The organism is Frankia sp. AvcI1 (genome assembly GCF_001420875.1).
Taxonomy (GTDB): domain Bacteria; phylum Actinomycetota; class Actinomycetes; order Frankiales; family Frankiaceae; genus Frankia; species Frankia alni.
In genome coordinates this window covers 103,798-124,395 of record NZ_LJFZ01000001.1, presented here as the reverse complement: position 1 = coordinate 124,395, position 20,598 = coordinate 103,798, and the positions used below count along the sequence as shown (strand labels likewise).

The 20,598-nt window shown below is 75.0% G+C and carries 11 protein-coding genes, 9 pseudogenes and 1 riboswitch; of the genes and pseudogenes, 3 read left to right on the top strand and 17 right to left on the bottom strand.

The window, feature by feature from the left end:
- Window positions 1-242: 242 nt before the first annotated feature.
- A partial coding sequence (locus UK94_RS00530) for a hypothetical protein (RefSeq protein WP_235485996.1) occupies window positions 243-4,568 on the top strand: 4,326 nt, incomplete at its 5' end.
- Window positions 4,569-6,084: 1,516 nt separating this feature from the next.
- Here UK94_RS00530 and UK94_RS00520 read toward each other — a convergent pair.
- From UK94_RS00520 to UK94_RS00485, 11 genes and pseudogenes are all read right to left on the bottom strand, one after another.
- Window positions 6,085-6,395, bottom strand: a pseudogene (locus tag UK94_RS00520) (lycopene cyclase domain-containing protein); the annotation flags it as partial.
- Between the two features lies 1 nt (window position 6,396).
- Window positions 6,397-6,441 (bottom strand): hypothetical protein (locus UK94_RS72470; protein ID WP_268761173.1); only part of this gene is annotated, 45 nt, incomplete at its 3' end.
- Window positions 6,438-6,845 (bottom strand): lycopene cyclase domain-containing protein, encoded by a 408-nt coding sequence (locus UK94_RS00515; RefSeq protein WP_011606183.1) that lies wholly within the window; start codon window positions 6,843-6,845, stop codon window positions 6,438-6,440. The genes UK94_RS00515 and UK94_RS72470, both read right to left, overlap by 4 nt.
- 10 nt (window positions 6,846-6,855) lie before the next feature.
- Entirely contained in the window at window positions 6,856-7,575 is a 720-nt protein-coding gene (locus UK94_RS00510; protein WP_231861197.1) for a thiamine phosphate synthase, read from the bottom strand.
- 1 nt (window position 7,576) lies between these two features.
- The gene (thiS, locus tag UK94_RS00505; RefSeq protein ID WP_055748254.1) at window positions 7,577-7,840 is read right to left on the bottom strand and encodes a sulfur carrier protein ThiS; all 264 of its coding nucleotides are present in this window, start codon (window positions 7,838-7,840) and stop codon (window positions 7,577-7,579) included.
- A gap of 75 nt (window positions 7,841-7,915) precedes the next feature.
- On the bottom strand, window positions 7,916-8,155 hold the full coding sequence (locus UK94_RS00500; RefSeq protein ID WP_011606186.1) for an Rv2175c family DNA-binding protein: 240 nt from the start codon (window positions 8,153-8,155) through the stop codon (window positions 7,916-7,918).
- Window positions 8,156-8,360: 205 nt separating this feature from the next.
- A pseudogene (locus UK94_RS00495) lies at window positions 8,361-9,838 on the bottom strand (Gfo/Idh/MocA family oxidoreductase); the annotation flags it as partial.
- Between the two features lies 1 nt (window position 9,839).
- A pseudogene (locus tag UK94_RS35475) lies at window positions 9,840-10,007 on the bottom strand (gfo/Idh/MocA family oxidoreductase); the annotation flags it as partial.
- Between the two features lie 166 nt (window positions 10,008-10,173).
- Window positions 10,174-10,957, bottom strand: a pseudogene (locus tag UK94_RS00490) (2-iminoacetate synthase ThiH); the annotation flags it as partial.
- A gap of 1 nt (window position 10,958) precedes the next feature.
- Window positions 10,959-11,370: pseudogene (locus tag UK94_RS35470) on the bottom strand (2-iminoacetate synthase ThiH); the annotation flags it as partial.
- Window positions 11,367-12,296 carry a thiazole synthase gene (locus UK94_RS00485; protein ID WP_083867037.1) on the bottom strand — a complete coding sequence of 310 codons (930 nt, stop codon included), beginning with the start codon at window positions 12,294-12,296 and terminating at the stop codon, window positions 11,367-11,369. The gene UK94_RS00485 and the pseudogene UK94_RS35470, both read right to left, overlap by 4 nt.
- Window positions 12,291-12,405, bottom strand: a riboswitch (TPP riboswitch). Its footprint overlaps the gene before it by 6 nt.
- A gap of 492 nt (window positions 12,406-12,897) precedes the next feature.
- Between UK94_RS00485 and UK94_RS35465 the strand changes: the two are divergent.
- A pseudogene (locus UK94_RS35465) lies at window positions 12,898-13,210 on the top strand (serine/threonine protein kinase); the annotation flags it as partial.
- A 1-nt stretch (window position 13,211) separates the two neighbouring features.
- Window positions 13,212-15,117 (top strand): Stk1 family PASTA domain-containing Ser/Thr kinase (locus tag UK94_RS00480; protein WP_235485993.1); only part of this gene is annotated, 1,906 nt, incomplete at its 5' end.
- 2,261 nt (window positions 15,118-17,378) lie between these two features.
- Here the strand turns inward: UK94_RS00480 and UK94_RS35460 are convergent.
- The 6 genes and pseudogenes from UK94_RS35460 to UK94_RS00460 all read right to left on the bottom strand — a co-directional run.
- Window positions 17,379-17,996: pseudogene (locus UK94_RS35460) on the bottom strand (3-deoxy-7-phosphoheptulonate synthase); the annotation flags it as partial.
- 1 nt (window position 17,997) lies between these two features.
- Window positions 17,998-18,648 (bottom strand): annotated as a pseudogene (locus UK94_RS35455) (3-deoxy-7-phosphoheptulonate synthase); the annotation flags it as partial.
- A gap of 1 nt (window position 18,649) precedes the next feature.
- On the bottom strand, window positions 18,650-18,776 hold a 127-nt coding region (locus UK94_RS35450; protein WP_235486137.1), incomplete at its 3' end, for a 3-deoxy-7-phosphoheptulonate synthase.
- Between the two features lie 42 nt (window positions 18,777-18,818).
- Window positions 18,819-19,029, bottom strand: a pseudogene (locus UK94_RS35445) (6-phosphofructokinase); the annotation flags it as partial.
- Window position 19,030: 1 nt separating this feature from the next.
- Window positions 19,031-19,844: ATP-dependent 6-phosphofructokinase (locus UK94_RS00465; RefSeq protein ID WP_235485991.1), on the bottom strand; the 814-nt coding region annotated here is incomplete at its 3' end.
- 219 nt (window positions 19,845-20,063) lie between these two features.
- Complete coding sequence (locus tag UK94_RS00460) at window positions 20,064-20,594, bottom strand: polyadenylate-specific 3'-exoribonuclease AS (RefSeq protein WP_011606194.1); 531 nt, start codon at window positions 20,592-20,594, stop codon at window positions 20,064-20,066.
- Between the last annotated feature and the right edge of the window lie 4 nt (window positions 20,595-20,598).

The window sequence follows — 20,598 nt, the reverse complement described above, 5'->3', positions numbered from 1 at the left end:
TGGTGCTGCCGGGCCGGCGCCACGTCGTCGGTACCTCCAACGGGCGGGTGCTGGACAACTTCGTCCTGCCCGGCGACTGCGGTCACGTCACCTGCGAGTGGCAGCATGCGGTGACCGGGCAGCGGGTGGTGACCGGCAAGGTGAGCGAGTGGCGCGGCCGCGGCGCAGCCGACGCCGCTCGGCTCACCGAGGCCTGGTACTCCTTCCGCCCGGGCGGCGGCCTGGAGATCNCCTCCCTGCCNTTGACCGCCGAGGGCCGCCAGCTCACCCTCGCCGGGTTGCGGGGCCGGCTCCACGACGCCCACGAGGCCGACCCGGCGCTCGACCTGACCTGGGAGACCCACCAGGGCGCCTGGCGGGAGCACCTGGACGCCGTCGGCCTCGATCCCGAGCTGTTCCGTTACCAGCGGGCGATGAACGCCGGCGAGGGCGAGGCGGCCGAGGCGTTCTCGTTCGGCTCCGACGAGCAGTTCGTCGACTTTCTGCTGCGCGCCGTCACCCCGCCCGAGGACCCCGCGGGCATCGCCGACGTCGTCGACGGCTACGCGACCAAGCTCGCCGAACGGGCCGCGCTCGGTGCCGAGCGCGACTTCGTCGCGGGCGCGCTGACGCGGCTCACCCCGCTGGCCGACGCGGTCGAACGGCGTGCCGGCGCCGGTGCGGCCTACGCGGCCGCCCGGGCCCGGATCGCGGACCTGCACGACGGCGTGCGGGCCAGGGTGCGCCGCGACGCCGCCGCCCTGGCCGGGCTCGCCGCCCAGGTACAGGCCGCCCGAGACGCGGAACGCGACGCCGACGAGGCTCGGTCGCGCCGGCAGGGCGCCGTCCTCGCGCTGCGCCGGCGGATCGCCGAGCTGCGTCTCGCCGAGGCCGAGCGGGAGCGGGACCGCCTCGTCGCCGGCGCCCGAGACGCGGCCGCCGAGATCGACGCCTGGCGGGCGACCGAGGACGTGTTGCGGCTCGCGGCGGCGTCGGCCGAGGCGGAACGGCTGACCCGCCTCGTCGCCGACGCGGAGGACGTCGCCGCGCCCGCGCTGGCCGACCGCGACGGCGCCGCGCGGGCGCTGCTGGGCGGTCTGAACCGGCTGGCCGAGGCCTCCAGCGACGCGGCCCTGCGCGCCGAGGCCGAGGCCGGCGAGCACGACCGACGCGCCGGCGCGGCCGAGCGCGCGGACCGCCGTGCCAGCGACGAGGCCGCGCAGGCGCGCGCTCGAGAGCAGGCCCTGCACCAGCGGCGGGCGGCGGCTCTCGACGCGCTGGCCGCCGCCGCCCGGGCCGGGCTGATCGCCCCCGGCGGCACCGATCTCGCCCGCCAGGCGCAACGGGCCGCCGCCGAGGCCCAGCAGGCCGCGGCCGCCGTGCGCGACGCGCTCAGCCACGCCACCGACGCCCAGGACCGCGGCCCGGCGCAGGCGACCACCCGCGCCGCCCAGCACCGCGCCGTCGCGGCCGGCGCGGCGCTGGATCGGCTCACCGGCCGGCTCGACGAGGCCCGCGCCGGTGCGGCGGCGCTGCTCGCCGGCGGCCGGCTCGCGGAGCTGCTCGGGGACGCGGGCCCGTCCGGAGGTCCGAACGAGGCCGCGGGCGAGGACGACACCCCGAGCGAGGGCGCGCATCGGGTGCTCGACGCGGTCGCCGAGGCCGCCGGGGAGCGGCTGGCGGAGGCGATCGGCGCGGCGGAGGCGCGCCGGCTCGATCTGTCGGTGGCCGCCGACGCCGACCGGCGCCTGCTCGGCGCGCTGGGCGAGGGCGGCCTGCGCCCACCCCGCGAGGAGGTCGCCGCGGCGGTCGACGTCCTGCAGGCCGCCGGGATCGCCGCGGTCGCCGGCTGGTCCCATCTCGCGCACGCGGTCCCGGCCGCGCGGCGCGAACAGGTCCTGCGGGCGCGGCCCCACCTCGCCGACGGAGTGATCATCACAGCGCGGGTGGGTCACGCGCGGATCCGCGAGGTGCTCGACGCCGCCGCTCTGCTCCCCGACAGCGTGGTCGCCGTCGGCGGGGTCGACGACCTGCTCGACGACGCCGACCCGGTCATCGACGGCGAACGGATCACGATGGTCCGGCCGAACCCGGCGCTCTACGACACCGCGGCCGCCGCCGCCGAGCGGGAGGCCATCCGGGCGCGCCAGGACGAGCGCGTCACCCTCGCCGCGGCGCTGTCCGACCGGATCGCGGTGGACCGTGACCTCGCCGCGGCCCTCACCGGCTGGCGGCGCAGTCACCCCGCCGGACACCTCGACCGGCTCGAGGCGCAGCTCACAGCCGCCCGGGACACGCTGGCGGCCGCCGAGTCGGAGCTCGCCGCCGCCGGCCGGGAGGCGGCCGCGGCCGAGCAGGCGGCGCGGCGGGCACTCGCCGACGTCGAACCGCTGCGGGTGGCCGCCGCCGAGGCTGCCGCCCGGGCGACTGCGCTGGATCAGCTCGCCCGGTCCGTCGGCGACCCGGCCGCGACCGAGCGGGAGATCGAGCAGGTCGCCGGGGTCGCCGAGGACCGGCTGGCCGAGGCCCGGGCAGCCCGGGAGCATGCGGCGTCGCAGCGGCGGGCGGCCGCCGAGGCCGTCCGCCGCGCGGACGAGGCGCGCCGCAACGCCGCCGCCGCCCGCGCGGAGAGCGTCAGCGTCGTCGGTGCGGGCGATGCCGCGGTGACGGTGCGGGAAGGCGACGGGCCGGAACCGCCCGTGGCGGTGCTGCGCGCGGCCTACGAGGCCGCAAGCCGCACCTACGCCCAGGTGGAGGTCGGTGCGGACCTGCGCGGCGAGGTCGATCGGGCCCGCCGGGAGGAGGCCGCCGCCCGCGCGGCGGTCGAGGCCTTCGAACCGGCCGTGCGCGCGCGGGCCCGCGCGCTGCTCGCGGGCGTCAGCGGCGGGGACAGCGCGACGCGGGCCGCCGGTGAGGCGCGGGCACGCCGGGCGGCCGCGGTGGTCGGGGCCGAGCTCGACGACGCCCGTGAGCAGCTCGGTGCCCTGCGCGAGGAGCTGCGCACCGCCACGGCGGAGGTACAGCGGCGCGGGGTGGCGCCGCTCGCCGGGGAACAGGTCCCGACCGATCTCGGTCACGCCGGGGAGCTGCTGCGCGCCGCGGCCGCGGCGGTCGAGCACGCCGAGGACGGCCACGCCCGGGCCCGCGCCGTCCGCGACGACCTCGTCGAGCGCTCGGCTCGGCACACCGACGAACTGGACGCCTTCACCGCCATCGCCGAAAGTCTCGCGGACCTGCCCGCGGCGACCTCGCCCCCCGTGGGCCCCGCGAGCGCCGACACAGGCGGCACAGGCGGCACAGCCAGAACGGGCGGCGCCGGTGGGAGCGGGCGGGGTGCGTCCGCGCTCGCCGGGCCCGCGAGGGATGATCCCTCGCCGGTCGACGAGGGCGCGGTGGCCGTCCCGTTCGCGGGTGACGCGCGCCAGGCTCGGGAGAACTCCCACCGGCTGCGCCTCGCCTGGCGGGAGGCCGCCGCCGCCTACGGCCAGGCCGCCGGTGCCGTGCGGACGGCGGCCGAGGCCGTCACCGCCTGGGCGGCGCAGGACCGGTTCGACGCCGTCCGCACCCCCGCCCGCCGGCAGATGCTGCGGGCAGGTCGCGAGGCCGTGGCCGACGGGGCGGCGGCCTGGGCGCAGGCCCTCGCGCCGCGGCTGCGCAGCCTCGACGACGACCTCGCGCACATCGGCCGCAACCGCGAGGCGATCGTCGCCCGCCTGGAGGGCATGGTCCGCGCGGCGCTCGGCACGTTGCGCGCCGCCGGCCGCCTGTCGCGCCTCCCCGACCGGCTCGGTGACTGGTCGGGTCAGGACTTCCTGCGCATCACGTTCGCCGAACCGGATGACCGGGCGTTGACGGAGGCCCTCGGCCGGGTCGTCGACGAGACGGCGGCCGCCGCCGTGGCCGCCCGACCCCGACCGGGCGCGGCCACCCGCGTCGGCGCCGACCCCGGCGGCGCACGCGGCGCCCGCGCCGCGGCCGCGGTGCGTCACGACGGGATGGGGTTGCTGCTGCGCGGGGTGCGGGCCGCGATCCCCCGCGGTGTGCGGGTCGAGATCCTCAAACCGGACGCGGTCCTGCGCACCGAACGGGTGCGGGTCAGCGAGCTGGGTGACGTCTTCTCCGGTGGTCAGCAGCTCACCGCCGCCATCATCCTGTACTGCACGATGGCGGCGCTGCGGGCCAACGACCGCGGCCAGCTCCGGGCGCCGCATGCCGGCGTGCTGTTCCTCGACAACCCCATCGGCCGGGCGAGCGCCGGCTACCTGCTCGACCTCCAGCTCGCCGTCGCCGACCGGCTGGGCGTCCAGCTCATCTACACGACGGGACTGTTCGACACCGCGGCCCTCGCGGCCTTCCCGCTGATCGTCCGGCTGCGCAACGACGCGGACCTGCGGGCCGGCCGCAAGTACCTGCGGGTGGAGGAGCGGCTGCAGCCCGGGCTGACGCCGGCCGGCCCGGTGTCCGCCCAGGCGGACGGCACGGGCGTCATCACCGCGACCCGGTTGTACGCGCGCCCGCCGACACCCACGCCCACGGACGACGAGCCCGGCGCCCCGCCCACGGGTCCCCCCGCCGGCGACGGGCACTGAACTGCCAAGATCGGCCGCTGACGTGACACTCCCCAAACGGTGGGCATCAACCCGCGGGACCAGACGAGAGCGAGGCTGTACTCGGACTGATCGGCCCGACTCGGGCGCAATCGGCAGTAGCCGATGATCAATATCGGCCTGACCTGGCTTTACTCGCCTGCGTCAGCGAGAGGCCAGCGTGGGACACCGGTCAGGGTCTTGGCGAGCCGGGGCGTTCCTGGGATGATGGATTCGCCGCCCGGCACCCCCCGAGCCGGGCGGCACCATGCTGTCGGGCCCGTCGCTGCTTTCAGGCCCCGTCGCTGCGCGCGCCGGCTCAGGATGGGCACGGCAGCACGACGAGCGATCCCGGTGACTGCGAGCGCCGNCCTTCCAGGTCCGTGACGGTGGCCGTGTAGCTGANAGTGCCGGGATCCGGCGCGGATGCGAGCCTGCCGGTCCACGTCGAGNGGTCTCCCGTGGCCGTGCCGAGGCTCAGCGACTCGGTTGTCGTCCGCCCGCCGGGCAGGACCGCGGCCAGCTCCACGGCGAAGATCCCGGTCTCGTCGACCGCCGTCACCGTCACCGTCGACGTGGCAGCCGTCGACTGCGCCACGCCCGTCGCCGGCGAGCAGCCCGTCCGCACGACGCGATCCGGCGCGGCCGTCACCGAGAGGATGCGCGGCGGTCCGTCGACGCTGGCCGTGATGCGCACGTCGGCGCCGCCCACGCCGTTGCGGGCGCTGACCGGCACGGTGACGTCGATCGGCCCCGGCGGGGCCACCGACCGGTCGAGCGTGATCACAAGGGGGACGTCCGCCCCCGGGTTGACGCGGGGGCGGTCCGGCACGACGGCGAGCCAGGAGGGGCTCGCCCCGACCGCGACGTCGACCGGAGCCGTGCCCTCGCCGCGCAGGTCGAGGCGCCAGACCGAGTCGACCGGGCCGAGATCGACCGTCGTCGCGCTCAGGGCGAGGACCGAGCCGGTCGGTCGCGGTGCCACCGGGACGACTGCGGTGGCGCTGCGCCCGGCGGCGCGCGAACGGGACGCGGTGGGCGCGCCGGACGGCGAGACCACCGCCGGAGCCGGTGCTGTCGCCGTCGCGGCGGTGATGGGAGTCGTGGGGGTCGACGGCGCGGTCGGGCTAGGCCGATGCGACGCCGTGGGCGCGGTCAGCACGTCCGAGGGCTGCTGCACGCTCGGCGCGGACGGGGCGGTCGGGACCCCCGACCGGTTGAGGGGCCCGGCGGCGCGGCCATCCCCGGCCAATCGACCACGGATCAGCACCAGACTCACAACCGCGAGCGCCAAGGCGGCCACCACGGCGATGATNNGTCCCCACCGGATGGGCAGAATCCTGCCCGGTTTACCCCAGGGAGACCGGTGCCGCCCCGCCGAACCCGGGCCCCCCGCAACGTCATGCGTCATCACGGTCGAGGTTAGGCCGATGGATGACCTCCATGGGGCCAATTCGCTCGTTTCCGTCACGGAGTGCGGANAGATTTCATTCAGTTTCACAAATGTAACGCAACGTGGCTAATTGTGCCGATCGGCGGGCATCGCACCGGAGACGGGGGCGGGGCGCCGGCGGGACGACCGGCCCAGGCGACGCCCCCACCAGACCCACCAGCTGAGCGTGTGGGTGACGAGTGCGAAGCCGAACAGCAGGTCCTCGACCGGGGCGTAGGCGATCCGCAGCCCCGCGATCGCGCCCGGATCGTAGACGACGATGCCGAACCCGGTCAGGATCCCGTTGGCAAGCAGCTGGAAGACGACGATGATCCCATACGAGACCCAGAAGATCCGCCGGGTCAGCAGCCGGGTGCGCAGGAGCCACCGGTCCTCGGNGACCGCCGCGGCGACACCGAGCAGCGCCAGCACCGTGTAACTCATCCGCCCGGGCCCTCCACGCTCCCAGGGACGCCCGCCGCGTCCTCGCCCGGCTCGTCACCAGCCGGTTCGTCGCCGGCCGGCTCGTCACCGGCCGGCCAGCCGCGCACCGAGCGGACGGCCTCCAGCGTCAGCACCGCGCAGACGGGAACCACGAGAAAGAACAGCAGCTCGTCCAGCGGCAGGTGGCCGGGGAGCCGCACGCCGGTGACGCTGCGCGGATCAAAGGTCCAGTGACCGGCGGCGATGGCATACACGTCCCAGGCGGCGAAGATCGCGACGACGGGCAGCAGTGTCAGCAACAGGCGACGCGGGCGGGCGTAGACCCTGGTGCCCAGGAACAGTTCGAGCGGCGCCGTGCCCAGCAGGCAACCGGCCAGGACCGCGAGGTAGCTCAGGTGCCGCACGAGCTGCCGCTCAGGCGCTGCGCAGCCGCCGGGCGAGCGCGGCGGCGCCGGCGGCGGGGTCCTCGGCGGCGGTCAGCGCCCGCACCACCACCACCCGCCGGGCCCCCGTGGCGAGGATGTCGTCGAGGGTGTCCGGACCGACCCCGCCGGTGACGAACCAGGGCTTCGCGCCCGGTTCGAACGGCGGGGCGTGGCGGGCGGCGAGCCGGGGCAGCCCCAGCCCGACCGGCGGACGTCCCTGCTTGGTCGGCGTCGCGTGCACCGGGCCGACGCACACGTAGTCGACGTCCGGGTCGGCCAGGGCCGCGAGGAACTGCTCGGGACTGTGCGTCGACTGGCCGATCAGGACATCCGGGCCGACCAGCCGGCGGGCGAAGGCGGGCGGCACGTCGTCCTGGCCGACGTGCAGGATGTCGACGCCGGTGAACGCGGCGAGGTCGGCGCGGTCGTTGGCGCTGACGAGGGTGTCCCCGCCGGCGCCCGCGGCCTGGATCTCGCGCAGGCCACGCACCTCGTCGGCCCACTCGAGGTTCTTCTCGCGAAGCTGCACCAGATCGACGCCGCCCCGACCGGCGGGGCCGATCACGGCGTCGAGGAACGGGCCGAACTCGGCCCGCCGCGGCGTGCAGAGATACAGCCGGGCGTCGGCGAGCCGCCGCAGCCGGTCCACCCGCACCGACCCGTCCGCAGCCGACCCGTCCGCAGCCGATCCGTCCTTCGTTGTGGTCAACTCATCCTCCGGCGACGGCACGCACGATCTCCAGGGTGTCACCATCCGCGAGCCGGATGCCGGTCAACTCCGACGGGATGAGCGCCACCCCGTTGCGTTCGACGACCACCGAACCGGGCCGCAGGCCGAGCTCGGCGAGCAGGTCGGGCAGCGGCTGGCCGGCCACGACCACGCGGACGGCGCCGTTGACGACAACCTGTGCCCGGGCAGGCCCCGTCGGCGGGGTGGGCGCCGGCGCCGAGGCGGGTGGCGGGCGATCGACCATGACCTGACCCTACGGGAGCCGGCAGCCCACGACAGCCTGGAACGACAGCCTGGAACGGGGCCCCGCGGCCCCCGGTCAGAAGGCGAGGGCCTGGGCTCGCCGCTTGACCTCCTTGCCACGGTTCTCGACGAGCGCCTGCATGGGGGTGCCGGGCAGGCTCGGGTCCTCCCGAAAAAGCCAGTCGAGGGCCTCGTCGTCGGTGAACCCCGCGTCGGCAAGGAGTGTGAGCAGGCCGGGCAGGCCCTTGACCACCACTCCGTCGCTGATGAACTCGGCCGGTACCCGAAGGACACCGCCCTCCCGCCGGGCCAGCATCGTTCGGTCGCGCACCATCTGCCGGACTCGAGTCACGGGAACCTGCAGCTGCGTCGCGGCGTCAGGNAGGGTCAGCCAATCCATGGTCAACAGTAAACACCTAAGTCCGCAACGACGTCGTGGGGTGCTGGCGGGGTCCGCACCACCCCTGACCTCGCCTGTCCCGGCGCGGCTCAGGGCCGGCGCACGAGCCCGACGGCCATGGTCACAGCGGCACGACCTGCGCGCCGCCCGCGGCCACCGACCGCGCCGCCGCCTCGAGTACCGCCACCACCTGGCGGGCCGCCTCGACGCCGTAGCCCACGAGGGGCCAGCCGGAAACCAGGCTGTCGGCGAGGTCGCGGTAGAACGCTCCCGTGCCGTCCCGTCCCGGCCCGGACGTCGGCAGCGGGTAGCGGGTGCGGACGCCGTCGTGGGTGGCCAGCAGCAACGAGGCCGGCCCGGAAGCATCGCCCGCCGGGGCGGCCCGGCGCCCGGCGTGCCGGCCGGTGACCGCGGGCCCGTCGTCGAGCGGCTCGAGGTTCGCGGCGGCGAGGGCGTCGTCCAGGATCAGCGTGCCCTCGCTGCCGAGCACCTCGAGGCTCGGGCGGGCCGCCACCGCCAGGTCGGAGACGGTGACCTGCGCCTGCGCGCCGTTGGCGAAGCGCAGCAGCAGCCGGCTGTGGTCGGCGTTGCTGACGTGGTACCAGACCCGCTTGAGCTCCGAGGCGATGACCCACTCGACCGGCTCGTCGACGAGCGCCAGCACCTGCTCGACGCCGGCAGCGCCGCGGTCGTAGAGCTGGCCGCCGCTGATCCGCTCGTCGTCGCGCCAGGTCCCGACGGGGCGGCGCAGCCCGCCGCGGTGGACGTCCAGCCGCAGCGGCTCGCCGATCGCGCCGCGACCGACGGCCGCGTGCAGCGCGCGATAGCCGGCGTCGGCGCGCCCCTCCGGGTAGACGGCGAGCAGCAGGGACCGCTCGGCCGCGAGCTCGGCGAGCTGGTCGGCGTCGGGCGTCGCCAGGCACAGCGGCGCCTGCACGACCACGTGCTTGCCGGCCTCCAGCGCCCGCCCGGCCCATTCCAGGTGGGTGTGCGTCGGGGTGGCGACGACGACCACACCGAGCTCGGGATCGTTCACCAGGTCGTCGGGGTCCTCGACCCGGCGGGGCAGGCGGCCCGCGGCGTGGGCGGGAGCGCGACCCGGGCCGCCGTCGCACAGGGCGGTCAGCTCCAGCCCCTCGGTCGCGTCGAGGCCCGCCTGGTGGGCCGTGGTGGTGTCGGGGGTGCCGAGCAGGCCGACGCCGACCGGCGGCCCGTCGTGCACGCCGAGGCAGTGCCGCAGCCACCTCCCGACGAGCCGGTGGTAGGCCGCGTCGCCGAGCACGCCCGCACCCGTGCCCAGGGTGAACATGCCGAGCCCGGTCGCCGGCCGCCAGGTGCAGACGGGGTGATCGCCCATCTCGTGGCGGATCAGCAGGAGCCGCTCGACATCGTCGGCGACCTTCTCCGGGATGACCCAGCTCTCCCGGGGCCGGAAGTCACCCGAACGGGCCATGATCGCGCCGCCCTGCGGCCCAGCCTGCAACCGCAGCTCGTAGGGGGGCGTCGCCCGGCCCGGAATGAGCCCGGACGCCTCCACCAGCGGGCTGTCGGCGGGCAGGGCGCGCACGGTCGGGCCGGCGAGCAGCACCGGGACGGACTNCCGGGCGCGGTCGAGCAGCTCCTGCTCGACGTGGTCGAGGGGACGATCGATGAGGACGAGAAGCGCGTCCGCCGACCGCGCCGAGGTCGGGCCGAGACCCGCTGCGCGCAGATGGTCGCCGAGCGCGTTCACCCCGGGCAGGTTCGACACCAGGTGAATGCGAGGCACGCCCGGCACTCTAGTGGTCTTACCAACGCGAGCGGTCATTCGGGTCGAGAAGGACGGAGNAGACCCTCCATACATTACGAACAGTGCTCAGCATCTACCCTCAAACCACGCAAAGGGGAATTGCGTCGGCACCGTCCGCAGGCAGAACAGCGCGTTAGCGCCGGCATCAGCGCGGGTCGACGAGAGGCGGGTCGACGAGGGGGAAGGCGTCCTTCCACACCGGCTCGTAGCCGGCCGCGACGAGCATCGCGGCGACTGCGGCCGGCGGGCGCTCATCCGAGATCGAGAACTGCTCCTGGGCGGTGCCCGGCGAGCCGTAGCCGCCGGGTTCGGTGGAGGAACCCGCGCTCATCGTCGTCACGGCGATGCGGACCAGACCGTCGCGCATCGCCGCCGGCTCCCGGGTGGACAGCGTCAGCGCGAGGTCGGGCTCGAACAGCCGCAGGGCGGCGTACGCCTGCACGAACTCGGCGTCGGAAACGACGACGACCGGTGGAAACTCGCTGGCACTGGGCTTGATCCGCGGCAGCGCGACCGACACCTCGGTCCGCCAGTACCGCCGCGACAGGAACGAGGCATGGGCGGCCAGGGCGAGCACGTCCGCCCGCCAGTCCGGGGCGAGGCCGAGCAGCGCGCCGATGCCGAGCCGGCGCGCCCCGGCGCTCGCGGCCCGCTCGAACGACGACAGCCGGCGGTCGTAGTCCCGCTTCCAGCCCGCGACGTGCACCTCGGCGTACCGGGCCCGGTCGTAGGTCTCCTGGTAGTGGACGACGCCCTCCAGGCCGGCCCGCACCAGCCGAGCGTAGGTGTCGTCCGACCAGGTCTGCGTCTCGATCGACAGCGACGGGAACGCCGGCCGCAGCCGCTCGACCACCGCGACGAGGTAGTCGGCGGACACCTCGACGCGATGTTCCCCGGCGACCAGCAGCACGTGCCGGAAACCCCGCTCGNCCAGCAGCCGGCCCTCGGCCGCCACCTCGTCGACGCTGAGCGTGCGCCGCGCGACCGGCAGGCCCTTGGCGAAACCGCAGTAGGTGCAGGACGACAGGCAGGCATTCGAGACATACAGCGGGGCGAACAGTCGCACGGCCCGCCCGAAGCGGCGCAGCGTCGTCGCCCGCGCGGCGATCGCGAGCTGTTCCAGCCGGTCCGTCGCGGCCGGCGAGAGCAGGACGGCCAGCTCGTCGAGACCGACCCGCCCCGGCGCCGACTCGCCCCGGCCACCCGGACCACCCGGACCGGGGGCGACCCGGCGCAACACCTCGTCGACCTCCGCCGGCGTCGCGCGTCGCGACCGGGCGGACAGGCCGGCCAGGTCCAGCGCGGCAAGCTCGCGGGCGAACTCCCCCGGCGGCGCGCTCACCCGGTTCCCCTGCCGTTGCCGTTACCCTTCGCGGGGGCGCCGAGGGCGCCGAGGAAGCCGGTGAGCGGCGAGGACGCGGACGCCGCGGTGGCCGTCCCGGGCCCGGCCTGCCCGGCCAGGTGGCCCAGCCGCCCGGCGACGGTCGCCAACGCGAAGGCCCGGGCCATCCGCACCGGGTCGGCCGCCACCGCGATGGCCGTGTTGACCAGCACGGCGGCCGCGCCGATCTCCATGGCCTCCGCCGCGTCGGAGGGCACCCCGAGGCCTGCGTCGACGATCACCGGCACGCCCGCGGCCGCCACGATCGCCTCGATCGCGTCCCGGGTGCGCAGCCCGCGGTTCGAGCCGATCCAGCTGCCGAGCGGCATGACCGTGGCACAGCCGGCCTCCTCCAGGCGGCGGGCCAGGACCGGGTCCGCCGAGCAGTACGGCAGCACGGTGAAGCCGTCGGCGACCATGAGCTCCGCAGCGCGCAGCGTCTCGATCGGATCCGGGGCCAACGTCCGCGGGTCCGGAGTGACCTCCAGCTTGACCAGGCCGGTGCCGGTGGCGGCGCGGCCCAGGCGGGCCAGCCGCAGGGCCTCCGCCGCATCCACGGCACCGGAGGTGTTGGGCAGCAGCGTCATCCCCGGCGGGACGAAGTCGAGCACGTCGCCCTCGCCGGCGCGGTCGAGGTCGACCCGGCGCAGCGCGACTGTCACGATCTCGGCGCCGGAGGCGAGCAGGCTGTCGCGCATCACCTCGTGCGCCGCGAACTTGCCCGTCCCGACCAGCAGTCGGCTGCGGTAGGGACGCCCGGCGATCACGAGCTCGTCGCCCTCGACCGGCTCGACGGCGCCGGACGACGCGAGGCCGGACGACGCGAGGCCGGGCGGGCGGGACCACTCCGACGCGGGAACAGCGGGACCTGGCAGAGCCTGCGACACGATGACCATCCTCCCCACGCGCGCATGACCGCGATCGGGTATGCGGGTCGCCGACGGTGCTCCTGGCCGGCCTCTCAGCCCATGTCCACGGGCTCCCCGGTGCAACCCCAGTCTAGCCGGCCCGCAACCGAGCCCGCGCCGGATCGATGCAGGCCGCCGACGTCCGGCGTCCGGACCGGCGTCCGGACCGAGGGCCGAGCGGGGGCCGAGCGGGGGCCGAGCGGGGCGATCAGGGGCCGAGCGGGGGCCCGCGGATCGGGGGCGGCACCCGGACGGGCGGCGTCCCGCGAACGTCATGTTCACGGACAGCGACGACTCGGGCGTGCCGGGACACGCCGTCGCCGGCCCGGGCGGTTTCGCGGGACGATATCCATACGCCACGGCGGATCCGCGCAGCGCGGTGGCCGCATAGCCGCGGGATCAGGGATTCAGCCGACGGCCATCAGCAGGTAAGGCGATAGGCCGCGCTATGTCCGCAGGCATGGCGATGCGTAGTANGGGCATGCCGATGCGTTCGCCGCCGCCCCNCAGCCGAATCCGGAGCTAACGCCACGTGGCGCCGGTAGCGGCATGGTTCGGCAACGATCGTAAACTGTCTCCCGTGGATGCCACCGTGGCCGACCCCGTCATAGGTCGGCTTCTCGACGGCCGCTACACGGCGCAGGAACGACTCGCCGTCGGCGGCATGGCGACGGTGTACGTCGCGCACGACAACCGGCTGGACCGGCTCGTCGCACTCAAGGTCATGCATCCCAACCTCAACCACGATCCGGAGTTCGTCGGCCGTTTCCACCGCGAGGCCAAGGCGGTGGCGCGCCTGAACACCCCCCGGGTCGTCTCGGTGCTCGACCAGGGCTCCGACCACACCTCGGCGGGCCTGATCAACTACCTGGTCATGGAGCTGGTGCGCGGCCNGTCGTTGCGCCAGCACCTGGGCGCCCGGGGGCGGCTGTCGGTCGCCGAGGCCGTCGAGATCATCGAGCCCGTGATGGAGGCGCTCGCCGCCGCGCACGACGCGGGCATCATCCATCGCGACATCAAGCCCGAGAACATCCTGCTCGGCGACGACGGTCAGGTGAAGGTCGCCGACTTCGGTCTGGCCCGCCCGCTCGGCCAGCCCACCCAGGCCCTCACCGACGGGGTGGTGATGGGCACCGTCGGGTACCTCGCGCCCGAGCAGGTCACCCTCGGCACCGCCGACACCCGCAGCGACGTCTACGCCGCCGGGGTCGTGCTGTTCGAGTCGCTGACCGGCCACCTTCCGCACAGCGGCGCGACCCCGATGTCGATGGCCTACCAGTCCGTGCACGGCGACGTGCCCGCGCCGTCCACCATCGTCGAGGGCGTTCCCGCGGAGCTCGACGGACTCGTGCTGCGGGCGACGGCGCGCGACCCGGCCCGCCGGCCCGCCGACGGCGCGGCGCTGCTCGACGAGCTGCACCGCATCGGGCCGTACCTGCCGGCGCCGGACTCCTACCAGACCGGCTTCACCGGCGAGGTCGAGCGGATCGGCCTGATGGCGCCGCCCCCCGAGGACCCGGGCCCCGACCACACCCGCCCCTTCCAGCCCACCGACTACGACAACGACTACAACACCGGCTACGGCGCCGACCATGACACCGGCTACGACGGTCCGCACGGCGTCGCCGGGTTCACCGGCGCGGAGGCGGGACGGCCGCGGGCGGGCATCGCGGAGCACGACTCGGCCGCCGGGGCGCCCTACGCGGGCGGCGTGGCGAGCCAGCCCGGCACCGGGGCGCTCTACCGCTCCGCCGCCGCGCCGACCCCGACCTCCACCAGCTACCTCGGCGCCGGGCACGGGCGGCGCCGCGCCGCGGGCCCCGGCTCGGGCGCCGGCCCGCGCCGGTACCTGCCGCTCGCCGTGGGCGGCGCGGCGATCCTGGTACTGCTGATCGGCTTCCTCGCCGTGCGCATGCTGTCCAGCGACAAGGTCGAGGTCCCGCTGCTGACCAGCGTCAGCAAGTCGGACGCCGAGACGATGCTGCGGGACGCCGGGCTCAAGGCGACCTACCTCGATCCGATCGCCAGCCCCAAGGTGGCCGCCGGTCACGTCGCCCAGCAGGACCCCAGGGACGGGACGAAGGTCGACAAGGGCGCGGTGATCACGCTGCGGCTGAGTTCCGGGCCCGCGACCGTCCCCGTGCCGGATCTCGCGAACCTCACGCGGGACCAGGCCGCGGCCCGGCTCAACGAGGTCAACCTCGCCGTGGGCGGGCAGATCAACCAGGCCAGCGACACCGTCCCGGCCGGCCACGTGATCGGCACGAACCCGGCCGTCAACACGGTGCTCAAGCCCCGCGACGGCGTCACGCTGATCATGTCGAGCGGACCGGACACCCGGCAGATGCCGGCCGACGTCATCGGCAAGCCCTACGACGCGGCCAAGGCGGAGATCGACGCTCTCGGCGTCGCGGGCGTCACGGTTCAGCGCGATCTCGCCGTGACCGAGGACACGCCTGCCGGCAACGTCGTCGGCGCCGCCCCCGGGGTCGGCCAGCCGATCGCGCCGAACACCGTCGTGACGCTGACGGTCGCCACCGCGCCGGACGACGGAACCGACACCTCCGGCACCTCCGACGGCGGTGACGGCAGCGGCGTGCAGGTCGTCGTCCCCAAGGTGGTCGGCAAGACCTACCGCGAGGCCGAGGGCATCCTCGCCCAACGCGGGCTGAAGATCGACCGGTTCGCCCCGTTCGGCAAGCCGAACGACCGGGTGACAGCCCAGTCCGCCCAGCCCAACTCCAAGATCGAAAAGGGTAGTACAGTACACGTGAACACTGTGTGGCAGCTCGGTAACTGAACGACGGCAGACCTCGGTCGGGCCGGCGCGGGGGGCAGCCGGCCCTCGGACCGCCGCCGCACGACCGCTCCCAGGGGGAGGACGTGAGGGCAGCGCGCGGCCGCGACCGGCGTTCCGCCGGGGTGGAGCAACCCGGGCCTCGGCAGCGCGGCTCCCGGTGGTGGCGGCCGCGGCGAGCCCGCGCCGAGCGGGTCGCCTCGCTGCTGGACGGCCGACGAGCCCCGACCGACGCCGCCGACCTGCGCCTGGTGACCGCGGCGACGGCCCTGCGCGACCTGCCGTCCCCCCGCATGAGTCCGGCGCGCCGTGACGCCGTGCGCACCCGCCTGCTCGCCTTCCTCGCCGAACAGTCCAACGCCGAACAGACGAGCACTGAGCAGACGAGCACTGAGCAGACGAGCGCTGAGCAGACGAGCGCTGACCAGGGCAGCACCGAACAGACCAGCACCGCACCGGCAAGCCCCGCACCGGCCAGCCCCGCACGTGCCGAGCCCGCCGTGGCCCGCGGATCGGGCGTGACCGGACGGCGGGTGCGTTCGGCCCCGCCACCACGAGGCCGGGTCCTGCGCGCCGCCCGCCCGCTGCTGGCCGTCTCCCTGGCCGCCGCGGTCGCCCTGGCCGGTCTCGCCGTCAGCGCGGAGGATGCCCTGCCCGGGGAGACGCTCTACAGCGTCAAACGGGGGGTCGAGAACCTTCAGGTATCGCTGGTGCGCGATCCGGTCGCCAAGGCGAAGACCCGCCTCGACGTGGCCGGCACCCGCATGAGCGAGTTGCGCGCCATCACTCTTGGTGACGACACCTCCCTCGACCGCCCCGGTGCCGGCGGCACCCGCACCGAGGCGGCTACCGGGGTTCCGCCGACGGCGGCGGCCGGCGTACCCGAGGCATCCTCGCTGGCCGGGGTCGGCACGCTCTCGTCGGCCCTGCGGACATCCGCGTCGGCCACCGGTCCCGNGGGCCCCACCCACCAGGGGTCAGGCCCTGCGGAGGACCCGTCACACCGGGGTGATCCGTCGAACCACGAAGGTCCGGTCGGCCCGCCGCGCACCGCAGGGACGCCCCTTCCCCTCCTGCCCGTCCGGCTCCCCCCGTCCCCCGGGCCTCTCCCACCCGCGGCACTCCTCCCCCCTGCCGAACTCCCCTTCCCTGCCGAGCCTCTCCCGCCCGGCGGGTCTCCCGCCCCGGTTGTGCCGCGCACCCCGCGCGTGGCGGCAGCGCCGAACCCGACAGCCGCGCCGAACCCGACAGCCGCGCCGAACCCGACAGCCGCGCCGAACCCGGCAACCACCTCGGGCACGGCGGATGCCTCGCCCACGGCAGTTGCCTCGACGCGGGCCCCCGCCCCGCCCGGCCGTCACGCGGATGCCGGCACGGTCAACAGCCTGCTGCGGGCCTGGTGCGCCCAGGCGCGGGCCGGTTCGCGTGTGCTGCTCGCCCGCGCCTTCGCCGGGAACTCCGATGCGTGGGCGACGATGGACACCTTCACCACCGAGCAGTCCGACCGGCTGAGTCCCGTCCTCGCCGCCCTTCCCCTCGGTACGACCGGTGCCGCCCAGGCGGCGGTCGACCTCATCGGCGAGTTCCGCCGGGCCCTCGGCCCCCGGCTCCCGCGGACGACGGCCGCCACCGCGACGCATCCCACGAGCGCCGTGCCCACCCCAGCGCCGACCACGTCCCCGCAGGACCTCCCGCCGCCCGTCACGCCGGACAGTCCGACCTCCCCGAACGATGCCGATCCGAGCACTGCGCCGACGCCGGCCAGCAGCCCGATCGGCGGCGCTGACGACGAGGCGCCCGGTACGACCGGGGCGGAGCGGGCCGCCGAACTGGCCGCGCCGAGTCCGGCAGCCGCGCCGGGGCGGCCGAGCCCCGCGGCCCCGGCCGCGCCACCCGACGCATCCTCGACGAGGTCAGCGGCCAAGGCTCCGCGCACACCAGCCATCGCCGTGCCGGCGACCACCGACGCCAGCACGACCGCAGTCCCCAGCCAGACCGATGCCACCGGTCAGACCGGCACCGCCAGCCAGTCGAGCAGCACTGGCCAGCCGAGCAGCACCGACCAAGGAGACAAAACCGGCCAAGGGGATAACGCCGACCAAGGGGACAACGCCGGCCTGACGGGCATCGACAGGTGGGAGCCTGCGGGCGGCGACGACACGGCCCCCGCGAGCGGCACGGCCCCGACGGCCAGCACCACGANGGGCGCCACCACGGACTACGGGCTCGCCGACTGAACGGCGCCCCCGGCGTCCGGACGCGGCCTAGGCGGTGGGGAGCTCCTGCATCGCGGCGGCGCGCTCGCCCCGCGCCTGCTGGAGCATCTCGGCGACGAGGAAGGCCAGCTCGAGTGCCTGGCCGGTGTTCAGACGCGGGTCGCAGGCGGTCTCGTAGCGGCCGCCGAGGTCCTCCTCGCCGATCAGCTCGGCGCCGCCGAGGCACTCGGTGACGTTCTCGCCGGTCAGCTCGATGTGCAGCCCGCCCGGGTGGGTGCCCAGGGCCTTGTGCACCTCGAAGAAGCCGAAGACCTCGTCGAGCACGTCGTCGAAGTGACGGGTCTTGATGCCACTGACGTCGCGGGTGTTGCCGTGCATCGGGTCGCAGGACCAGACGACCGGCGGCCCGGCGGCGTTGACCTTCTCGATGATGGGCGGAAGGGCGTCCCGGATCTTGCCCGCGCCCATCCGGGTGATCAGGGTCAGCCGGCCGGGGACGTGCTGCGGGTTGAGCCGCTCGGCCAGCTCGAGGACCTCGTCCGGGCTGGCCTTCGGTCCGATCTTGCAGCCGATCGGGTTGCCGACCCGGGACAGCAGGTCGACGTGGGCGCCGCCGAGGTCCCTGGTCCGCTCCCCGATCCAGATCATGTGCGCGGACAGGTCGTANGGGTTGCCGGTGGCGTCCTCGACGCGGGTGAGGGCCCGCTCGTACTCCAGCAGGAGACCCTCGTGGCTGGTGAACAGCTCCACCCCGGTCAACGCCGCGCTGCCGAGGTCGATGCCGCAGGCCGCCATGAAGGCCAGCGCCCGCTCGATGTTCGTCGCCATCACCTCGTAGCGCCGGCCGGCCGCCGAGTCCCGCACGAACGCCTTGTTCCACTCGTGGACCTTCGACAGGTCCGCGAACCCGCCCGTGGCGAACGCCCGGACGAGGTTCAGCGTTATCGCGCTCTGGTGGTAGGAGGCGACCATGCGCATCGGGTCCGGCCGGCGGGCCGCAGCCGTCGCCGCGATGTCGTTGACGGCGTCGCCGCGGTAGGACGGCAGGCCGGTGCTCGACTCGATGTCCGCCGAGCGCGGCTTGGAGTACTGGCCGGCGATGCGGGCGACCTTCACCACCGGCGTGCTCGCGCCGTAGGTGAGCACGACCGCCATCTGCAGCAGCGTCTTGACCTTGTCACGGATCTTGTTGGCGGTGTTCGCCGCGAAGGTCTCGGCGCAGTCACCGCCCTGGAGCAGGAACGCCTCACCCCGGGCGACCATCGCGAGGCGCTCGGTGAGCGAACGCACCTCCGGCGCGGTGACCAGCGGGGGAAGTNCCGCAAGCTGGTTGTAGGCGGACTGCAGTTCCTCGAGGTCGGGCCACGACGGCTGCTGCTTGGCCGGAAGGGTCCGCCAGACATCCAATGCGCTCACGAGACACCAGGGTACGGTCCCGACCGCCATGTCGGCCGGTCATCCGGCCGACATGTTGCCGCTCAGCCGAAGTCAGCCGAAGAAGGTCTCCGCCTCGTTGTAGAGCTCCTCGGGCACCGTCTTGAGCTCACGGGTCGCCTCCGCCAGCGGCACGCGGTCGATGCGGGTCCCGTGCAGGGCGACCATCACCCCGAAGTCGCCCTCGTGCACCGCGTCGACGGCGTGCAGGCCGAAGCGCGTCGCGAGCCAGCGGTCGAACGCGGTCGGCGTGCCACCACGCTGGNGATGGCCGAGCACGGTGGCGCGGGCGTCCCGGCCGGTGCGGCCGCGGATCTCGGTCTCGAGCACCTGCGCGATGCCCTGCAGACGGACGTGGCCGAAGGCGTCGAGCTCGCCCTCCCTCGTGACCAGGGTGCCGGCGATCGGGGTCGCGCCCTCCGCGGCGACGATGATCGGGGCGTAGTGGGTCGCGAAGCGGGCCTCGACGAAGGCGCAGACCTTGTCGAAGTCGAACGGCCGTTCCGGGATGAGGATGACGTTCGCGCCGCCGGCCATGCCGCTGTGCAGCGCTATCCAGCCGGCATGGCGTCCCATCACCTCGACGATGAGCACGCGGTGGTGGCTCTCCGCGGTGGTGTGGAGGCGGTCGATCGCCTCGGTGGCGATGTTGACGGCGGTGTCGAAGCCGAAGGTGTAGTCGGTGGCGAACAGGTCGTTGTCGATGGTCTTGGGGACCCCGACCACGGGCAGACCCTCGGCGTGGAGCTGGGCGGCCACGCCGAGGGTGTCCTCGCCGCCGATCGCGACGAGCGCGTCGATCTCGGCGGCGGCCAGGTTCTCGCGGATGAGCGACGGCCCGTCCACGGCGGCGTAGGGGTTCGTGCGGCTCGACCCGAGGATGGTCCCGCCGCGCGGCAGGATGCCCCGTACGGCGGCGGTGTCGAGCGGCACCGTGTCACCGGTCAGCGGCCCGCGCCAGCCGTCCCGGAACCCCACGAAGCTGTGCCCGTAGACGCTCTCGCCCTTGCGGACGACGGCCCTGATCACCGCGTTGAGTCCGGGACAGTCGCCGCCACCGGTCAGTACGCCGATCCTCATCGCGCATCCTCCTGTCGAGCCGCAGGCCCCCGCCGGCGGCAGCGTAGCGGCAGGTCCGCGTCCAGGAAGCGAGTTCAGTCACTCGGCGTGGCGCTTCGACCACACGGAAGGACGAGGGCTCCGCGACCTGCCCGCACTGGCCGACAGCGCCGCGGGGACGGAGCGCCGACAGCGCCGCGGGGACGGAGCGCCGTCGGCGCCGGGAGGACGGGAGCGGCGTCAGCGCCGCGGGGACGGAGCAGCGGCGACGCGGGCCCGCAGCGGGGCGAGGACCTCCCAGCGAGCCTGGTTGTGCACGGCGTCGGCGAGGGCGTCGTGGGCGTTGGCCGGCGGCGGCGGCAGTGCCGGGCGGCCGACGTCCTCCCAGAGCTGACGCAGGTCCCGGGTGAACCGCGGAAGCGCCGCGGGCAGGTCGGTCATCGTCCCGAAGAGCTGGCAGAGCACCACGTGGTCATAGGCGCCGTACCAGGCCCAGAGCTCCGGCGTGCCGTCGGCGGTCAGCAGCGCGGCGATCTCCTCGCGGATCCGCGCGCGGGACCGCCACGCCGGGTCGGCGGGCGGCGGTAGCTGGTCGAGGACGTTGCGACGGACCCACGGCACCGCGAAGGCCGGGTCGAACTCGGTGGACACGGCGTAGTAGCGCTGCGCGCCGTCCTCGCTGACGATGCCGATGCTGACCAGATCCAGCCAGAGATGATCGGCCTCACGGCGCTCGATGAACTCGGTGTCGTAGAAGAATCGGGTGCCCACCGGC